Annotated in this window: 17 protein-coding genes; 7 read left to right on the forward strand and 10 right to left on the reverse strand. The window is 46.1% G+C overall.

What is annotated here, in order from left to right; all coding sequences use genetic code 11:
• Nucleotides 1-3: 3 nt before the first annotated feature.
• From cyoE to CTT30_RS21250, 4 genes are read right to left on the reverse strand one after another with little or no spacing between them, the layout of a single operon-like run.
• Nucleotides 4-900 carry a heme o synthase gene (gene cyoE, locus CTT30_RS21235; RefSeq protein ID WP_252036920.1) on the reverse strand — a complete coding sequence of 299 codons (897 nt, stop codon included), beginning with the start codon at nucleotides 898-900 and terminating at the stop codon, nucleotides 4-6.
• The gene (locus tag CTT30_RS21240) at nucleotides 897-1931 is read right to left on the reverse strand and encodes a COX15/CtaA family protein (RefSeq protein ID WP_021457927.1); all 1035 of its coding nucleotides are present in this window, start codon (nucleotides 1929-1931) and stop codon (nucleotides 897-899) included. The genes cyoE and CTT30_RS21240 overlap by 4 nt, the downstream gene beginning before the upstream one ends.
• A gap of 21 nt (nucleotides 1932-1952) precedes the next feature.
• Complete coding sequence (locus tag CTT30_RS21245) at nucleotides 1953-2501, reverse strand: redox-active disulfide-containing membrane protein (protein WP_019276032.1); 549 nt, start codon at nucleotides 2499-2501, stop codon at nucleotides 1953-1955.
• Nucleotides 2494-3243: an SURF1 family protein gene (locus tag CTT30_RS21250; protein WP_229629529.1), complete on the reverse strand. Its 750-nt coding sequence runs from the start codon at nucleotides 3241-3243 to the stop codon at nucleotides 2494-2496. Before CTT30_RS21250 ends, CTT30_RS21245 begins: the two co-directional genes overlap by 8 nt.
• On the opposite strand from CTT30_RS21250, the gene CTT30_RS21255 reads away from it, so the two are divergent.
• Nucleotides 3233-3472, forward strand: a complete 240-nt coding sequence (locus tag CTT30_RS21255; RefSeq protein ID WP_006960389.1) for a DUF2909 domain-containing protein — start codon at nucleotides 3233-3235, stop codon at nucleotides 3470-3472. The two genes, CTT30_RS21250 and CTT30_RS21255, sit on opposite strands and share 11 nt — an antisense overlap.
• 12 nt (nucleotides 3473-3484) lie before the next feature.
• Here CTT30_RS21255 and CTT30_RS21260 read toward each other — a convergent pair whose 3' ends face one another.
• The 4 genes from CTT30_RS21260 to coxB are packed head-to-tail and all read right to left on the reverse strand — an operon-like array spanning nucleotide 3485 to nucleotide 7767.
• On the reverse strand, nucleotides 3485-4369 hold the full coding sequence (locus CTT30_RS21260; RefSeq protein WP_006960388.1) for a cytochrome c oxidase subunit 3: 885 nt from the start codon (nucleotides 4367-4369) through the stop codon (nucleotides 3485-3487).
• Nucleotides 4366-4968, reverse strand: coding sequence for a cytochrome c oxidase assembly protein (locus CTT30_RS21265; protein ID WP_239874384.1), 603 nt, complete (start codon nucleotides 4966-4968; stop codon nucleotides 4366-4368). Before CTT30_RS21265 ends, CTT30_RS21260 begins: the two co-directional genes overlap by 4 nt.
• A 10-nt stretch (nucleotides 4969-4978) precedes the next feature.
• Complete coding sequence (gene ctaD, locus CTT30_RS21270) at nucleotides 4979-6646, reverse strand: cytochrome c oxidase subunit I (RefSeq protein WP_252036921.1); 1668 nt, start codon at nucleotides 6644-6646, stop codon at nucleotides 4979-4981.
• A complete protein-coding gene (coxB, locus tag CTT30_RS21275) occupies nucleotides 6643-7767 on the reverse strand; it encodes a cytochrome c oxidase subunit II (RefSeq protein ID WP_370689733.1) in 1125 nt (374 codons plus the stop codon). Before coxB ends, ctaD begins: the two co-directional genes overlap by 4 nt.
• A gap of 386 nt (nucleotides 7768-8153) precedes the next feature.
• On the opposite strand from coxB, the gene CTT30_RS21280 reads away from it, so the two are divergent.
• The 3 genes from CTT30_RS21280 to CTT30_RS21290 all read left to right on the forward strand — a co-directional run bounded on the left by CTT30_RS21280 (nucleotide 8154) and on the right by CTT30_RS21290 (nucleotide 11697).
• Nucleotides 8154-9863 carry a phospho-sugar mutase gene (locus CTT30_RS21280; protein ID WP_252036922.1) on the forward strand — a complete coding sequence of 570 codons (1710 nt, stop codon included), beginning with the start codon at nucleotides 8154-8156 and terminating at the stop codon, nucleotides 9861-9863.
• A gap of 147 nt (nucleotides 9864-10010) precedes the next feature.
• Complete coding sequence (locus CTT30_RS21285) at nucleotides 10011-10907, forward strand: DMT family transporter (RefSeq protein ID WP_252036923.1); 897 nt, start codon at nucleotides 10011-10013, stop codon at nucleotides 10905-10907.
• Nucleotides 10908-11004: 97 nt separating this feature from the next.
• Nucleotides 11005-11697: a substrate-binding periplasmic protein gene (locus CTT30_RS21290; RefSeq protein ID WP_239874381.1), complete on the forward strand. Its 693-nt coding sequence runs from the start codon at nucleotides 11005-11007 to the stop codon at nucleotides 11695-11697.
• Nucleotides 11698-11730: 33 nt separating this feature from the next.
• On the opposite strand, the gene ppsR is transcribed toward CTT30_RS21290, so the two are convergent.
• Nucleotides 11731-12564, reverse strand: a complete 834-nt coding sequence (gene ppsR, locus CTT30_RS21295) for a phosphoenolpyruvate synthetase regulatory kinase/phosphorylase PpsR (protein ID WP_239864613.1) — start codon at nucleotides 12562-12564, stop codon at nucleotides 11731-11733.
• A gap of 172 nt (nucleotides 12565-12736) precedes the next feature.
• On the opposite strand from ppsR, the gene ppsA reads away from it, so the two are divergent.
• The 3 genes from ppsA to CTT30_RS21310 all read left to right on the forward strand — a co-directional run bounded on the left by ppsA (nucleotide 12737) and on the right by CTT30_RS21310 (nucleotide 17417).
• Nucleotides 12737-15109 carry a phosphoenolpyruvate synthase gene (gene ppsA / locus CTT30_RS21300; RefSeq protein ID WP_252036924.1) on the forward strand — a complete coding sequence of 791 codons (2373 nt, stop codon included), beginning with the start codon at nucleotides 12737-12739 and terminating at the stop codon, nucleotides 15107-15109.
• Between the two features lie 470 nt (nucleotides 15110-15579).
• Nucleotides 15580-16950 (forward strand): YjiH family protein, encoded by a 1371-nt coding sequence (locus CTT30_RS21305; RefSeq protein ID WP_252036925.1) that lies wholly within the window; start codon nucleotides 15580-15582, stop codon nucleotides 16948-16950.
• A gap of 131 nt (nucleotides 16951-17081) precedes the next feature.
• A complete protein-coding gene (locus tag CTT30_RS21310) occupies nucleotides 17082-17417 on the forward strand; it encodes a hypothetical protein (protein WP_252036926.1) in 336 nt (111 codons plus the stop codon).
• Nucleotides 17418-17420: 3 nt separating this feature from the next.
• Here CTT30_RS21310 and CTT30_RS21315 read toward each other — a convergent pair whose 3' ends face one another.
• Nucleotides 17421-18185 carry a ferredoxin--NADP reductase gene (locus CTT30_RS21315; protein WP_239874377.1) on the reverse strand — a complete coding sequence of 255 codons (765 nt, stop codon included), beginning with the start codon at nucleotides 18183-18185 and terminating at the stop codon, nucleotides 17421-17423.
• Nucleotides 18186-18342 lie beyond the last annotated feature (157 nt).

The following is an 18342-nucleotide window of genomic DNA, read 5'->3' on the forward strand; positions in this document are numbered from 1 at the left end:
CTCTCAAATCAAATAGTGCTCGGCTAATAGCGCTGAAAACAGCAACATCAGATGCCAAATAGAGAACTTAAATGTTTTGATGGCTTGCTTCTCGTCAGTACCAAATTTCAGCTTCCAAGCGTGATAGACAAACAGTGCAGACAGTATTGTTACGGAGGCTAGGTAGAAAACTCCTGCCATCCCAACCAATACAGGGAACAGGCAAACGATAAGTAACAATACGGTGTAAAGCAGTATTGATGTTTTTGTATATTCCTCACCGTGCGTGACAGGCAGCATTGGTATATCGGCTTTGGCATAATCCTCTTTGCGATGAATCGCTAATGCCCAAAAATGAGGAGGGGTCCATATAAAGATAATCATCACAAGTAACCAGGCATTGGCATGCATTTCACCTGTGACAGCCGTCCAACCAAGTAATGGCGGCATCGCACCAGCAATCCCTGCAATGACGATGTTTTGTGGCGTAGCGCGCTTTAAGTACATGGTATAGATAACGGCATAACCCAGCAAACTGGCAAAAGTCAGCCAAGCCGTCAACGCATTCACCCACACATACAAGACCACAAATCCAGCGAGCCCGATTCCAGTGGCAAACGCAAACACATTGCGCACATTGAGTTCACCAGATGGCAGAGGTCGCTTGTACGTTCGAGCCATAACTGCATCAATTCGTCGGTCAATCAGGTGGTTAAACGCTGCAGCAGAGCCTGCCATCAAGGCAATCCCCAGCATACCAAAAACCGACTGTTGCACAGGTAGTGATCCTGGCACCGCCAAGCACATACCGACCAGAGCCGTAAGCAGCATTAAAGCAACCACCTTCGGCTTAGTCAGAGTGAGGTAGGTTCGCCATAACGATCGGTCTTGTTCAGAAATGTGACTGATAGAATTACTCATCGCGAACTCTCCTTACGAAAAAATCGAGTGGAATGGGCATTAGCAGTGACTTTCTGTCGCAGCAGATAATTGACATGGAGGACTGAAAGCAGCAACAAAGCGGCGACTAGGTTATGCGCAACCGCCACCACAAGCGGTAAGCTAAGTAGGACATTAGCAATACCTAAACTGATTTGTAGAATCAGCAACACACCCACTTTGAAAGCGGCACTTGTTAGCTTAGGATTTCTGGCACATAGCAACGCACAAAGTAAACTGATGGACAACAGGGCCACCAGCACAGCACCGAATCGGTGTGTCACATGAATGGTCATTCGAGCGCCATAGTCTAATGTGCCAAACTCGTAGGTTTCTTGCTTGGGTTGTATCAACTGAAAAGCGCGGTCGAAATCCAGATGCTCTGTCCAGTTCCCTTCACATACAGGTAAACTTGTACACATTAAGGCGGCGTAGTTAGACGACGTCCAGCCGCCCAAAGCTATTTGAATAACAACAAAACACAAAGTGACAGGGGCGAGAAACTTTAACCAACTAGATACATGAGGGACTGCTTCAATATGTGACTTGCGATCAAGTAGCCGCCAATACAGAAGTGCAAGTAGAGAAAACAGTGTAAACCCGCCAAGAAGATGCCCCATCACCACCAGTGGCATCAACTTCATGGTTACCGTCCACATACCCAAGAGCGCCTGAAAAACCACCACTAAAGAGATCACAATCGGTAGACCATAAGGCAACGACTTCTCTTTAATTACTCGAAATGAAATAGCAAACACCAATAAACCCAGCGTGCCCGCAAAATAGCGGTGGATCATTTCCAGCCAAGCTTTATTCGCTTCAACAGTGAGCTCTGGATACAAGGATTTTGCCAGTGCTATTTCTTGTTGATCGTTAGGTACGGTCAGCTGACCATAACATCCCGGCCAATCGGGACATCCTAGTCCAGCATCAGCCAATCGGGTATAGGCACCAAGCATGATGACGATGAACGTTAATACGAGACTTAGGCGAACTAAATTGGTCAATCCCATAACCAAACTCCTTCCCTGCTGTTAGCCTACTCTTGATAACTTAAGTAGCTTCCTTAAGTCCGCTAGTACATCTTTGCTTTGGCGGACCAAATCGTCTTGTGATTCCACTTTGGGATAACGCATCACCAATTGGCCCAATGGGTCGACAATGACGTACTCAAAATCAGACACAACCTGATGGAAGGCTTGATTCACTTTGATGGCTTCAAACCCACCCTTTTCCAGTACCGAAGTATCGCTGAGCTCAGAGACAAGCAGCACAGGCGCCACGCGGCTCTGATATTTACCCAGTGCTAAATGACTTTGACCCAGCAAGTACACCTGCTTCTGGCAGAATTCATCACATTGCTGCGGAATCAAATACCCCAACTGCCATTGCTCGCTTGCATAAGGGTTGCTGATTCCAAGCCCGTCAAAGCTTTGCTTTGGTTCAATCAATTGGCCTTTGTTTGTCACGCCAGACTCATACCAATGATTGGCGAGAAATGTCTTGGCAATGACTGCGGGCAAAGCAAACATTAGTACCAAGGCAACCAGAATGATTCTGCCTCTTGTAACTGGATTAGCCATCCTGACCTCCTTGTTTTAATGCTCTGATAAAAACCCAGCCACTCAACAGCACTAGGGCCACGGCCATACTAAACCACTGAACGGCATATCCTGTGTGTTTAGCGGAACCCAGCGGGACAGGTTTCCAAGGCTGCCCATAGGGCCAATCTGACGTGCGGGGCTGTAAAATGTAAGGCTCTATTGGGTGCTGCCAATATTGTTCAAGTTCAGCAATATTGAGATTTTGAATTCGATGCGGAACACCCGGCTCAATATACAGCTCATCACTCAGCGGATTCGAAGAACGCTGGTAAACTCTCGCTTCTGATTTTAGTGGGCTGTTCAGCCAATCAACGTTGGGCAAGTTGTCTCGCTGGCCCTTTGAAGGAATAAAGCCACGTTCCACCAAAACCGCGCGATCAACCCCAAACTCCATAAGCTGATAAGCCAAATAACCGACTTCACCTTGATAGGTTTGATTGTCGAGCAATAGGTACTTTCCCTCGATGGGTCTTAATTCAGCGGTAACACGCATACCTGTAAGATAGCGGTTCTCGGTAACGTTTAGCTGCGTAATATCGATTGCAGGAGCCTGTTCTCGTGCATCCAAAAACTGCTCCATTTGCTGCTTTTCTCCTGCTCTAGATAGTTGCCAAAGGCCTAAGTTGACCAAAATAGAAAAGGCAACCACAGTTAATAACAGACCAACCCAAAACGAGTACGACTTCATCTGAACGGATAAGGAAGACTTTATGGTATTCATCTTCAAATCGCTGTTGGTAGTGTTACTACTGTTTATCATCGTAAACCTCGCAAGAGCGATGCTCGAAATGGTGAAAGGGCCTCAACCTGAAAGTGATGAGGAGCCTCGCCAAGATAAGCCTATGAGTTATTACCTTGGCCGACGGGTGTTCCTCTCTGCACTCGCGGTTGTGTTATTGATCGCCGCCCTTCTTACAGGTTTTATTGAACCTAATGTCCGCCCTTACTAAGGGCGCACACACCTACAGCACATAAACAAAGACAAACAGACATAGCCAAACCACATCGACAAAGTGCCAGTACCAGCTGCCTGCCTGAAACGCGAAGTGATCCTTAGGAGTAAAATGATCTTTTGCCACACGGGCGAGCAGTATGATTAGGAATGTCGTCCCTAAGAAAACGTGCATGCCGTGGAAGCCAGTCAATAAGAAGAAAGTGTTGCCATATATTCCGGATTGCAGAGTAAGATTCAGGTCCTGATAGGCATGGGCATACTCAACACCTTGGTAATAAAGGAAAAAACCAGCCAGAACAATCGTAATTTCTAGCCATACAATGAGCGCCATACGTTTGTTCTGCTCAAGACTCGTATGGGCCATATGCAAAGTGATAGAGGAAGTCAGAAGAATCAGGGTGTTAATCAACGGAATTCCCTGCCATCCCATCGCTGTCGTTGTGACACCATCGGGGGTGGTCGTCAGCGGCCAAAGTGCTTCAAACGCGGGCCACAAAACTTCATGAGTCATGGCATTATTGCTCGCCCCACCTAACCAAGGAACGGAAATCATGCGTGCATAAAACAGTGCTCCGAAAAAGGCGCCAAAGAACATCACTTCAGAGAAGATAAACCAGCTCATCCCTTGCCTGAAAGAGCGAGAGATTTGCTCAGAATACTTACCCGTCATCGACTCGGTAATCACATTGCTAAACCAGCCCGCAAACATATAGAGCAGGAACAGGAATCCAGCCAGAAGAATCAACTTACCGAAGATACTGCCTTCTCCACCTTCGGCCATGTTCTGCACCGTGATCCCCGCGCCAACCGCGATAAGAAACAGCGCAACCGCTCCGACAATTGGCCAGCTGCTTTGAGCGGGAACATAATATGATTGATGTTTTGAACTCATGGCTTAGCTCCTTGCTGTGTGAGGTCGCCACTCGGTTCCATTCGTGCTACTTCAACGGGTCGTGGAACCTTATCCGTAATGTCGTAGAGGGTATACGACAGCGTTAATGTATGAATCGACTCCGGAATATCTGGCTCAATGTAGAAAATTAAAGGCATCTCGGCCTTGGCCTGACTTTCCAGTGGTTGGTGATTAAAGCAGAAACATTCGATTTTGTTGAAATATGACGCCCCCATGCCCGGTGATACCGAAGGAACGGCTTGGCCAATCGTTGCTATGGATGACTGGTTTGTTGCTATGTAGGCCGTCTGAATCACTTCTCCGGGATGTACATCCATTGACTGTTGCTTAGGTTCGAACAACCAAGGCATACCCTGATTTCTGTGTGCCATAAACTCAACTCGAATAAGACGTGATGTGTCAGGAACCATACCCTGTGGCTGTAGCGCAGACTCAGTATTGGTTTTTCCGTTGATTCCTAAAGCTTCGCACATCACGTCATATAACGGGACAAGAGCAAAACCAAAGCCAAACATCGCCACCACTGCTGCCAGCAGCTTTAAGGTTAATCTGTTATTGGATTGCTGTTGTCCATCCATAGCGCTTCCCTCAATCCACTTTCGGTGGGGTAGAGAATGTATGGTGCGGTGCTGGGCTTGGCACTGTCCACTCCAGCCCTTCAGCACGATCCCACGGTTTTGCCTCGGCTTTTTCTCCTCCACGGATACACTTAATTACTAACCAGAGGAAAATGAGCTGAGACAAACCAAAGGCAAAACCACCAATCGACACTATCTGATTGATGTCGGCAAACTGAATCGCATAGTCTGGAATACGTCGTGGCATCCCAGCTAAGCCAAGGAAATGCATCGGGAAGAATAAGACATTGACCGAAATTACTGAGCACCAGAAATGCCACAAGCTCAACTTGTGGTCATACATATGCCCCGTCCATTTCGGTAACCAATAATAAGCGGCTGCCATAATCGAGAATACCGCTCCTGAAACCAGCACATAATGGAAGTGCGCAACCACAAAATACGTATCGTGATACTGGAAGTCAGCAGGAACAATCGCCAGCATAAGACCAGAAAACCCACCTATGGTAAACAGAATGATGAAAGCAATGGCGAACAACATCGGTGTCTCAAACGTCATTGCGCCCCGCCACATCGTAGCCACCCAGTTGAACACTTTGACACCAGTGGGCACCGCAATCAGCATGGTGCAATACATAAAGAATAGTTCGGCGAACACGGGCATCCCTGTTGTAAACATATGGTGCGCCCAAACCAAGAATGACAGCAGCGCGATACTACAAGTGGCATACACCATCGAGTGATAACCAAACAGCTTTTTACCACTGAACGCAGGAATAATTGCCGACACAATACCGAACGATGGCAAAATCATAATGTACACTTCCGGGTGACCGAAGAACCAGAAGATATGCTGGAACATAACAGGGTCACCACCACCCGCGGCATCAAAGAATGATGTGCCGAAGTACTTATCGGTAAGCACCATCGTCACCGCCCCTGCCAGTACAGGCATGACGGCAATCAACAAGAAAGCAGTAATCAACCAAGTCCAAACAAACATAGGCATCTTAAAACAAGTCATCCCCGGCGCTCTCATATTGACGATGGTGACAATCACATTGATCGCGCCCATGATCGAGCTAATCCCCATAATGTGAACTGAGAACACAAACAGCGCAGTACTGTCAGGCCCATAAGTCGTAGAAAGCGGCGCATAGAATGTCCAGCCGAAATCAGGGCCTCCACCTTCGGTAAATAACGAAGCAATCAGGATTAAGAACGCAAAAGGTAAGATCCAAAAACTGAGGTTGTTCATCCGTGGCAACGCCATATCTGGTGCGCCAATCATCATCGGAATCATCCAGTTGGCTAAGCCAGTGAAGGCTGGCATGACAGCACCAAACACCATGATTAAACCATGAACTGTGGTCATCTGGTTAAAGAACTGAGGCTCGACCAATTGCAGACCGGGTTGGAACAACTCAGCTCGAATGATCATCGCCATCGCTCCACCGGTCAGGAACATAATGAAACTGAACCAAAGGTAAAGCGTCCCGATGTCTTTGTGGTTGGTCGAATAAATCCAGCGGGCTATGCCAGAAGGCGCTTCGTGATGCTCATGATCATCGTGTTCATCAATGGCAATCGCACTGTTTGCTCTTCCTAACTCGGCATCAGCCGCTGGTGCTGATTTTACTGATTCAGAATTCATTGACTCAGGTTTGGACGTTTTCATTGTCCCTCCTTGGATGCCTTAAATGCATTCACATCGGATGCTTGCACCACATCACCCGTACTGTTTCCTAAACCGTTACGTTGGTAAGTCACGACAGCGGCAATTTCTTTGTCAGATAACTGATTAGCAAATGCCTGCATCGCTGTTCCTGATCGGCCATTGACCACGATATCAATGTGATTCGAAACATCACCATTCACGACTTTACTACCAGTGATTGCAGGGAATGCCCCCGGAATACCCGCACCACTGACCTGATGACAGACGGCACATCGGTCGACATACACTTTCTCGCCTATCGTCATCAATTCTTCTTGCGACAGCGATGCGGTCAAAGAGGCGGCAGCTTCTTGTTTCGCTTTCTCTATCTCTGCTTTTTTCGCCAACAACCAAGCGTCGTATTTATCCTCTTCCATGGCATGAACGACAATTGGCATAAATCCGTGGGCTCGGCCACATAACTCTGCACACTGACCTCGATACACACCAGGCTCATCAATACGTGTCCATGCTTCATTAATAAACCCAGGAATAGTGTCTTTTTTCACTGCAAAATCAGGGACCCACCAAGAGTGAATCACATCATCGGAAGTCAGGAGGAATCGTACTTTTCGATTGATTGGCAACACGAGAGGGTTATCAACTTCAAGAAGGTAATGTGCGCCTTTGTCCTCTATACCATCAATGGCTTTTTGGCTGGTTGCTAACAAGCTGAAAAATTCGACATCTTCACCAAAGTAGCTGTAATGCCACTTCCATTGAGAACCTGTAATTTTGACCGTCAGATCGGATTGGGAAGTATCTTCCATCGCCACCAGTGTGCGCGTTGCCGGAATCGCCATTAAAACCAAAATGATAATAGGAATGACCGTCCAGATCACTTCCACTTTGGTACTTTCATGGAAGTTGGCTGCCACTGCCCCTTTTGATTTTCTATGATGGTACATGGAATAGAACATGGCCCCGAAGACTACGACAGCAATAGCGCAACAGATATAGAAAATCAGCATGTGTAAGTCATAGACTTCATTACTGATACCTGTCACACCTTTAGTCATGTTCAAGGTGTTTTCTTCAGCATTAACTGAAGTAGCAAAACCAACAAACAAAAAATTGATCAGTTGCCACAGTGAAACCTGTAATCTTTTCAAAAGACCTCTCCTCTGCCTGAGGCATCATCTCTGATGATTTAGTCAAGGCGCCCTAAGCCTAAATGACACAAAAAAGTCCTATTGGGCAAATGGGTGCGGAAAATTCCTTGTAAACAGCAAATTTGACGTATTTTGTTATAGTTATGTTAATAAAAGCTAGTTGGCCTTTAAGAATTGTGCAAGAAAGTGCTAATGGAAATGTTGCTTATTTGAGCAGGTTAAATTGAAGATTGATCACAATACTTGATTTAACGATTGCGCTCTCGCAAGTGATAATCAATATCATTTAATATCCATCCATTATTTCTCAAATGTCATACACTTGGGATAACAATAGTCAAAGGTAGAAATAAGTTATGATGGAACAAGTTACTCGTTGGTTGGAAAAAGATCCGGATCCACGTACACGTGAAGAACTTCAGCGTTTAATTGATGAAGAGCAATACCAAGAATTAACAGACAGATTCAGTCAGAGGCTAGAGTTTGGTACTGCAGGTTTACGCGGAAAAGTGGGCTGTGGTCCAAACCGCATGAACCGACTGGTTATTCAGGAAACTGCTGCTGGACTTGGCCACTACCTCACCCAACAGGTGCAAGACGCGGAAAAACGCGGTGTTGTCATTGGGTATGATGGACGCCCAGATTCAAAACAGTTCGCTCATGATACCGCCTCTGTATTGACCTCTTTAGGTATCAAGGTATACCTGACACACGATGTAGCTGCGACACCTATCGCTGCATTTGGTGTTCGTCATTTTAATGCCGCCGCTGCTGTTGTCGTCACGGCCAGCCACAACCCACCCGAGTACAACGGCTTTAAAGTGTATTGGGAAAATGGCGCTCAAATCATTCCACCGCATGATTCGGGTATTGCTGGAGAAATCGACGAAGCCGCCACAAAACCCATCCCTCTGATGAATCTTGATGATGCAGAAAAGCATGATCTTCTCGTGTGGCTAAAACAAGACTACTACGAGACTTATCGTCAAACGATGAATGACAACCCACTGCTGGCTAATCATCAACAGCCAGAGGCGGTTGGCATTGCCTATACCGCAATGCATGGTGTCGGTGCTGATATGGCAGAAACATTGTTAAAAGATGCTGGCTTCAGCAAAGTTTACAGTGTCGCTGAGCAGCGTGAACCGGATGGTGCTTTCCCAACCGTCAACTTCCCTAACCCAGAAGAAGCTGGTGCCATGGATATGGTGGTCGCGTTGGCAAAAGCTAACAACGCCGACATCGCTTGCGCCAATGACCCTGACGCAGACCGCTTTGCAGTGGCTGCTCGTCGACCTGATGGCGAATACCAGATGCTGACTGGCGATCAGGTGGGCTCTCTCTTTGGTCACTACCTACTGAACCGTACTGATGCAACCAAACAACTGATTGGTAACACCATAGTGTCCTCCACTCTACTCAAGAAGATTGCGCTTTCTCATGGGGCTGAATACTACCAAACTCTAACTGGTTTCAAATGGCTGACCAATATCGCCATGCAAAAACAAACCGCAGAGAAGCAATTCTTGTTCGCTTATGAAGAAGCACTAGGCTACACCGTGGGTAATAAAGTGTGGGATAAAGATGGCTTGTCTGCTCTGGTCGCTTTCTCTCAGCTAACCGCCGAGTTAAAGAGTCAGGGGAAAACGGTGTGGGATCAATTGGAAAGCATTTATCGCAAGCACGGCATGTATATTAACGCTCAACATAGCACTGCACTGGATCCGAAAGCGCCACCTGTTGGGGATAAGCTTCGAGCCGCGCAGCCAAGTCAAATCGCGGGCCGTAAAGTCGAAGTGATTGAAGATTTGAAGTCTTCAACACGTACCTTTGCAGACGGAAAAACTGAATCTATTGACCTACCAGCCAGTGACGTTCTGATCTATCAACTATCTGGCGGATCACGCGTCATCGTTCGCCCATCAGGCACAGAGCCTAAGCTGAAGTGCTACTACGAAGTCGTCGAAGCATTTGATGAGGCAGATAGCTTCGCAGTGGCGGAAGAAAAAGCGGAGCTTGCACTGGACATGTTGATTAGTGAACACCAGACAAGCCTCGACCACTAAAATACAAGAGTAGAAACAGTAATGGTTTTAAAGCGGCTTGAACGGCCGCTTTTTTATATCCCAACCCTTCTTTCATCTGCCTAACGCTTTCAAACTGGCAAATATGTTAAAGTTCGACTTCTACTTTCTGCTAGCGACCTATTTTCTATGAATACCACTTTCTCTATCATTCCTGTCGGGGTGCGCTTTATGTTGCTTTCTGCACTTGGCTTTGCCTTGATGTCAGCCTGCGTGAAGTACGTAAGCAACTATGGTATTCCCGTGTTTGAGATAGTTGCTGCTCGGGCACTAGTTTCTTTGGTGATCAGTTACTTGGATGTCAAGCGCAAGCGAATTTCAGTATGGGGGCACAATAAGCCCTTGTTAATGCTTCGCGGTGCAGTCGGTACGGTCGCTCTCATGTGTGTTTACTATTCGGTGACAACCCTTCCGCTCGCGGAAGCAACCATACTTCAATATGTTCATCCTGTATTTACTGCATTATTGGGCGTTTTCTTCCTAAAAGAGCGTATTCAATTCTCTACCCTGCTTTGCATCGCACTTTGCCTTTTAGGGTTAGGCGTCATGGTACAACCCAGCATGCAAGCCGGTTCCAGCTCAGACTTACCGCTATTCAGCGTGATGATGGCACTGCTTGGAGCCATGGGTAGTTCTATTGCTTATGTCATCGTTCGAAAGTTAAGTCAAACAGAAGACAGCTCAGTGATTATTTTCTATTTTCCACTAATGGCCTTGCCAACCTCTCTGATGTTGATAGGCGATGATTTTGTGTGGCCAAGTCTATTTTTGACCATGATGCTGATCCTAGTTGGCGTCTTTACTCAGATAGGTCAGTATGGGCTAACCAAAGCGATGCAGACTCAAGCCGCAGGGAAAGCCTCAGCCTATTCCTATGTACAAATTGTTTTCTCAGCTCTGCTTGGCGCTTGGGTGTTTAACGAAATCCCATCCTATTGGACATATTTAGGCGGCTCACTCATCGTTATTGGCGCACTGATTAACGTTTTCGGCCAACACCTAAGACCGTTTCAGCGCGCAAGGTAGCTTAAACCCTCTCGGGGTGCCTATACTTGTCTTTAACAGTGACAATGAAAACACCCCGATGAATTTACGAGTTTGTTTTTGCCTTCTGATTCTTCTGATGAGCTCTAACACCCTAGCAAAGGCGATAGAGTTACGTGATGTGCACCTGAGTATCTGCGGCGACTCTATTGACTGGCCTCCCTATACATACCTAGATGGAGAAGATGTCAAAGGCCTTGATCTCGAAGTACTTAATGAGCTTTTGCTGCCACAAAACATCACATTCAATTTTACTATGACATCGTGGACCCGTTGCCTTAAAGGTGCGAAGAGCGGTGAATTCCAAATTGCAGTCAGCGCTTCACACTCAGAAGAGCGTGCCAAGCACTACCTGTATACAACTTGGTACTATCACGTCACCCCCCACTACTTATACAAAAAGTCGAGATTCCCTCAGGGGTTAAACATTGATAGCGTCGCAGAATTAGAGCAATACAAGGTCTGTGGGATCCACGGCTACAACTATGGCGATTTCTGGCTTAACAATGTTGACCAATACTCACACAACATGCATGAACTCGTTACAGAACTCAAAGAACAACGATGCGAGGTTATTCTGTCTTGGCAAGAGATACTGGAAGGCATTAGAAACGTTTGGGGAATTACTTACGTCAGTGAAGACATTGAATCTAAGCCGATTCCAAATATGCCTAAGCATAAGTTTTATATGCTGATTTCTAAGCAGTATGAGCATGGGCCAGCGCTGAAAAGGATTCTCGATAAAGGTTTGAGAGAACGTCAGACCAAGTGAAGACTGTCTGATCCAACGACAAGCCGACTCATTTTACAGTAAACGTCTTCTTAACCCTGCTTTCTCAAGGATACGAGTTGAAATCTCTTCAACTGATAACGATGAAGTATTGATATACGGAATCGCTTCTCTACGGAATAGCGCCTCCACGCTCTCGAGTTCATTGATGCACTGCTCGGTGCTGGCATATTCACTACCTGCCAAACGGTTCTCGCGAATTTCCGTCAATCTTTCAGGATCTATCGTCAAGCCAAACAACTTATGGCGATGAATTTCGAATTCTGGCAACAGTCTTAGGCGACGAATGTCTTCTTCAATGAATGGATAGTTCACAACTCGCAGGCCAAATTGCATCGCCATATAAAGGCTGGTTGGCGTTTTACCACTTCGCGATACACCCAATAAGATAATGTCAGCTTTATCTAGCCCCTTAAGCGTAATTCCATCATCATGCGCTAAGGTGTACTCAATTGCTGCGATACGATCAAAATAAGTATCAGAATCTTTACCCACACTCCGTGAGCGCTGCAGCTTCGGCTTCGGCTCCATTTGAATATCGTCCTTAACCTGCTGGACAATACTCGCCAATACGTCATAACCGAATGCGGGAGCCTCGAGTAGCTTCTGCTTGATCTCTGGAATGACGATGGAAAAGAACACTAAAGGTTTCACTCCGTGCTCTTGGTAAGACAGCTCAATCTCTTTGAGAAGATCAGCCAATTTATCTTCACTTTCGACAAACGGAAACGTTTTTTCGTTAGCGTTAAACGGGAATTGACCCAAAACAACATGGCCTAATGTCTCACATGTTATGGCCGTTCCGTCAGAAACATAGAATACATCACGACTTTGAATATCAATTTGCATGTTTTATTTAAACTTTAAAATTCTTTTGAGTAGGATGGTCACCATAATATCGATAATAAAACCCGGCTGACAGTTACGTCCCCCACAGCTTTGAAAAATTGTTAAAATTTTTTGAGCCCACGCGTAATCGTTTGCCTTTCCCTACAAAGCTGCAATGTTTCTGGAGAAAGACATGCAAAAGAACACCCTCTGGTTCAATAGCCTATCCATGGAAGATGTCGACAAAGTCGGCGGTAAAAACGCTTCGCTTGGAGAAATGGTTTCAAATCTATCGAATGCTGGCGTTTCAGTACCGAATGGTTTTGCGACTACTTCTTACGCGTTTAACCAATTCCTTGACTATGAAGGTCTGGATGAACGAATCCACCAGCTGCTCGATGAACTAGACGTTGAGGATGTAGAAGCTCTGCGTAAGACAGGTGCCACCATCCGTCAATGGGTTTTAGAAGCTCCCTTCCCTGCTGATCTTGAGCAGGATATTCGAGAAAACTACCAAGAACTGATTGAAGGCAATACAGAGCTTTCAGTCGCCGTTCGATCCTCAGCAACCGCTGAAGACTTGCCGGATGCCTCATTCGCCGGCCAGCAAGAAACTTTTCTTAATGTTCAAGGCATTGATGCGGTACTTGAAGCAACGAAACACGTTTACGCGTCTCTGTTTAATGACCGCGCTATCTCCTACCGTGTGCACCAAGGTTTTGACCACCGTGGTATCTCGCTGTCTGCGGGCATCCAACGCATGGTGCGCTCAGATAAAGCCTCTTCAGGTGTTATGTTCACCTTAGACACTGAATCTGGCTTTGATCAGGTTGTGTTCATTACGTCTTCTTGGGGTCTAGGGGAGATGGTCGTTCAGGGTGCAGTAAACCCAGACGAGTTCTACGTTCACAAGCCAATGCTTGAGGCGGGTCAGCATCCGATTGTTAAGAAGACATTCGGTTCTAAACTTATCAAGATGATCTACTCGACCAACCAAGAAATTGGTAAGCAAGTCGACATCATTGATACCTCTGCACAAGAGCGTGAGCAGTTCTCTCTTAATGACGAAGAGATCAAAGAACTGGCAAAACAAGCGATGATCATCGAAAAGCACTACCAGCGTCCGATGGATATCGAGTGGGCGAAAGATGGCATTGATGGCAAACTTTACATTGTTCAAGCTCGCCCAGAAACCGTATGTTCTCAAAGTGAACAGAACGTGATTGAGCGTTACGAGCTGAACAACAAAGCAGAAGTTTTGGTCGAAGGCCGTGCTATCGGTCAGCGCATCGGTTCTGGCCCAGTACGTCTGGTTGACTCGCTAGACCAAATGTCTTTGGTTCAAGATGGCGACGTGCTGGTTACTGACATGACTGACCCAGACTGGGAACCAGTAATGAAGAAGGCCTCGGCAATCGTCACCAACCGTGGTGGCCGTACTTGTCACGCAGCCATCATCGCGCGTGAGCTAGGTATTCCAGCAATCGTTGGTTGTGGCGATGCCACTTCAAAGCTGACAGACGGCGCTACCGTTACTGTCTCTTGTTCTGAAGGTGAGACAGGTTACGTTTATCAAGGTGAGCTGGACTTCGAAGTGAAGCGTTCTGCGGTTGACGAACTACCACTGCTACCAACTAAAGTGATGATGAACGTCGGTAACCCAGACCGTGCATTCGACTTCGCGCAGATTCCAAACGAAGGTGTTGGCTTGGCGCGTCTGGAATTCATCATCAACAAGATGATTGGTATTCACCCGAAAGCGCTGCTGAACTTCGACGCACAAAGTGACGAGCTAAAAGCAGAAATCACTCAACGTATCCGTGGCTATAAAAATCCTATCGATTTCTACGTCAGCAAGCTGACTGAAGGTATCGCGACTATCGCTGCGGCATTCTGGCCAAAACGCGTCATCGTTCGTATGTCTGACTTTAAGTCCAACGAGTACAGCAACCTGGTTGGTGGTAAAGGTTACGAACCGCATGAAGAAAACCCTATGCTGGGCTTCCGTGGTGCATCACGTTATATCTCACCTGTATTTGAAGACTGTTTCGAGCTAGAAACTCAGGCGATTAAGCGTGTTCGCAATGAGATGGGTCTGAAGAACGTTGAAATCATGATCCCATTTGTGCGTACTCCAAGTGAGGCAGCATCGGTTATCGATCTTCTTGCAAAGTTCGATCTGCGCCGTGGTGATCAGGGCCTGAAAGTCATCATGATGTGTGAACTACCGTCTAATGCTGTACTGGCAGACGAGTTCCTCAAGTACTTTGACGGCTTCTCAATCGGTTCTAACGATATGACTCAGCTAACGCTGGGTCTAGACCGAGATTCAGGCGACGTGGCTCACCTGTTTGACGAACGCAACCCTGCTGTTAAAGCCATGCTGCAAATGGCTATCGATGCTGCAACTAAAGCTGGTAAATACGTCGGTATTTGTGGTCAGGGTCCATCTGACCATGATGATCTGGCTGAATGGCTAATGGAGCAAGGTATCAGCTCAGTGTCACTTAACCCAGATACTGTGATTGATACTTGGCTGAAACTTGGTCAGGTAAGCGGCAAGTAAAACGGCGCGATAACTGAGTAAAAACCGCCTAGCCTGACTGGGCGGTTTTTTTATTTTCACCATTAAATCGCTGACTTTATTCTCTCAAAATGTCTATTTATCCGATTTCGACATTTTTCTCTCTACCCACTTTAATTCACCTAAAAACGCTCAACACCTTGCCCTGCCTAGCGACTCAAGACCGAATTTATGAGTCCCACCTCTATTATTCAAAATAAAAATAAAGACCACACACAGTTCACGGTTGCAACATAATTTCAATCAAATTAACATCAACAAAACAAAAATCCACCATTGAACGAAAATAGCACATTTAATCATGAATATTTAGCGATTTTTATTGAATAGTATTGCAAAGGTATTCGAAAGACAGTAGGCTTGCGCCCGATGATTAAATGCAGATGTATAGTGAATATATATGCCAGGTGGATTGGCCTATCATATTGACTAGTAGTAACACGAGAATTGTAATGCAGAATAACGCTCAATCTATCAAACAGACGAAAGGTAAAGGCAACTTTTGGATGTTCTTTATCCCTTCTTTACTGGGTCTGTTTCTTTTCATGGCGCCGATTAGCTATGACGGTGATATCACCATTCCAGTCGCCGTACTGGCAAAATCCATCCAAGCTGTATTTGGTGATCACCTTGTAGGCATGGTCACGTCTATCATCTTGTTTATGGCAGCAACATCATTGTTATGCCGTATTAAGAACCCTGCATTTATTGCTAACAACCCATTTTTGAACAGCCTATTTAACCCAAGCTCTCTTTGGCTGGCAGTGCGTGTTATTGGTGGTCTTGCTGTTGCGATGACCTTCTTCCAAGTTGGCCCTGAAGCCGTATGGGAAGAAAATACTGGCGGCCTAGTACTAGAAGGTTTGCTGCCAACGCTATTCTCAGTATTCATCTTTGCAGGTCTACTGCTCCCACTGCTACTTAACTTTGGTTTGCTAGAGCTGTTTGGCACGCTGCTAAGTAAAGTGATGCGCCCAGTGTTTAACTTACCTGGTCGTAGTGCTATAGACTGTATGGCTTCTTGGCTTGGCGATGGCTCAGTCGGTATCCTGCTGACCAGCAAGCAATACGAAAACAAATTCTACACACAGCGCGAAGCGGCTGTCGTGGGTACCACATTCTCAGCGGTATCCATCACGTTCAGCTTAGTCGTTCTTGCTCAGGTTGAACTGGAACACTTGTTCCTACCCTTCTACGGTGCAATCTGTCTGGCGGGTATTGTGGCAGCGATCATCATTCCTCGCTTGCCTCCTCTAAGCATGAAGAAAGACGCTTTCATCGATGGTACTGAACCAGCAAAAGATGCCGATGCTATTCCTGCAGGCCATACAAGCGTGTCTTGGGGTATGGAGCTGGCACTAGCAAAAGCGAGCCAAGTAAAATCATTTAAAGATGTCTTTGGTGAAGGCGTGCGTAACGCGGTAGACATGGTATTTGGCGTGCTGCCTGTAGTAATGGGCCTAGGTACGATTGCTCTAGTGATTGCTGAGTACACGTCGGTGTTTAGCTTCCTAGGTCAACCGTTCATCCCATTCCTTGAGCTATTAGGCATCCCAGAAGCGGCAGCGGCCTCTGAAACTATCGTGGTTGGTTTTGCTGATATGTTTATCCCAGCGATTCTAGCGTCGTCTATTGATAACGAAATGACACGTTTCGTTATTGCTGCTATGTCTGTCACTCAGCTGATTTACATGTCTGAAGTTGGTGCGCTGTTACTTGGCAGCCGTATCCCAGTGAACATCTTTGAACTGTTTGCCATCTTCATTCTACGTACCTTAATCACACTGCCTGTGATTGCCGGTATTGCTCATCTGATTTTCTAATCTCAGATTGCAAATCAATCTTTTTTCGAAGGCCCTTTCAGGGCCTTTGTTTTACCTGCCAACCTAGATCAGCAAAATAAAGTCTCTTACCTATACTTAAGTTAATTTGAGAGGTGGTAAAGGAGGGAGAGATGAGCCCTTTACTTTTGCACTTGCTATTGCTGACAACGCCCGCACCAACAGTCGATGCGAGCGCTTTACCTTTGAAATGTCGTCTACTCCATACTGCTGACAACTTTTGGTTTTATCGCGAGCAGATGGTGTATGAAAGCGAGCAGTTTGTGATCTTCCAAAACTTTAAAGGCCGAGTTGTCACTCAAGTGGATTTAAAAACCAATGAGTTGATCAGAACAACATACATTGGCGAACCTTACGATCCTAAATATCAAATCCTGCTTGGGTTATGCGATAAAACCAAGCACACGGTTGAAATGTGGAAACTCAAACAAGTTCCCTACGATAATTGAGCCCTACCAATAGCGCTCAAAAGTAATATTACCGCCTGTCGCTCGACGGAATTTTTCTAACCCAAACCCTTGCAGAGTCTTGGTGGTCTCTTTGATCATTTCTGGGTTTCCGCACAGCATGACAAAACTGTTCTCCTGAGTGAGCTCTGCCTGCGCTCTTTCTTGAATTTCACGTTGATCCAACAGCTGAGGAATGCGGCCATACAAGGCATTAGGGCACTGCTCTCTTGACACGACAGGCACATAAACCAAACGCCCCTCATATTGTTCAACTAACTGCTCAATCAAGTATCGATACACTAAGTCTTTTTCATGCCTCACACCATGTACCAAAACAATCTTTTCATACCCCGGGCGAACATTAATATCATCAAGTAAAGACAAGAAAGGACCGATTCCTGTCCCCGTTGAAAGCAGCCATAAGTCTTGAGTCGGTTTAGGGATGGAGCTCAAAATTAAATCCCCGTAGGCAGTAGTTCCTACGTAGATAGAATCCCCCTCTTTCAACTGCTGAAGCTTTGGAGTCAGCTTACCTTCTGGGTTGGATACAATCAGAAATTCCAGCATATCGCTGCTGTTGAGTGGTGCGTTGACGACTGAATACGCTCGGCTGACCAATTGGCCATCATCGTCATATAGTGCAAGCTTAGTAAATTGGCCCGCTTTAAAGGTGAGAGGGGCGCCAGTAAGGCGTAAACTGAATAACTCTGGCGTCCAGTCAGTACGCTTATCGACTTTGGCGAGATTAAAACCATCGGGTGCGGTCATTGCAGATCCTCCATCAGGTTACCTCCTTAAAACCTACTCCTCTGATCTGTATAAGTAAAGACGGGTATTGACTTAGTTATTAAAGATCACATTTTGATAACATTTTCACCAAACCACTTGATTCAGCATTAGAATAAAAGCTCTTCTAAAAACCAAT

Origin of the sequence: Vibrio coralliilyticus, from assembly GCF_024449095.1 — a bacterium.
Taxonomy (GTDB): domain Bacteria; phylum Pseudomonadota; class Gammaproteobacteria; order Enterobacterales; family Vibrionaceae; genus Vibrio; species Vibrio coralliilyticus_A.